Raw genomic sequence first — 644 nt, 5'->3', positions numbered from 1 at the left:
TAGCTATTATGCGGTTTAAATGTCAGTTTAACGCGTTGGCGAATGGTCGCCGCAACCCCTACATCACCGACAATCTCAACGGTATAGGCACCGGGCGGCACGATGATATCAAACGTGTCTTCCCGTAATTTGTAGGTGCCATAATTCCCAGAGTACGCCATAAACAGCGCGCGCTCGGCAACGGCTGCAATGTACGCGAGCACCCCTGCCTGTGTCTGTTCATACCCGGCGCTGACAACATCCGTTAAGACAACAAAAAATTGCACCAAATTTTTAGTCGCATGAGCGGAAATGCAGGAGACAGTTTCAGACGTCAATTTTTCAGCGTATGACGGCTTAAATATCCCGCTGGTATCGATAGTACGATAGCGGTTGTTCTCATTAATCAAATTGAATTCAGCGGGTAGCGAATACCGCACGCGAGCGTAACGGTCTGTCAGCTCAGTAAACTCATTGAGAGTCAGGTCATCAAAGTAAAACGGCATAAAGTTAGATGAGATAATGCCGTTAGAATACTGCGTATGGTTAGGCATATACCAACGCTGAATAATCCCACCTGCAGCCGCAATCTGTGAAAATTGAATCGTCCCTAAGAAGCTATCGTGCGTATTGATATCGGTAATTCGGATTAACGATGGCTCATC

The 644-nt window shown here is 46.7% G+C and carries 1 protein-coding gene; it reads right to left on the bottom strand.

The window, feature by feature from the left end; genetic code table 11:
- A partial coding sequence (locus ACJ8HT_RS24150; RefSeq protein WP_350429880.1) for a hypothetical protein occupies positions 1-644 on the bottom strand: 644 nt, incomplete at both ends.

The organism is Serratia sp. CY44782, from assembly GCF_052168715.1.
GTDB classification, from domain to species: Bacteria; Pseudomonadota; Gammaproteobacteria; order Enterobacterales; family Enterobacteriaceae; genus Serratia; species Serratia nevei.
This window is presented reverse-complemented; position numbering and strand designations above follow the sequence as displayed.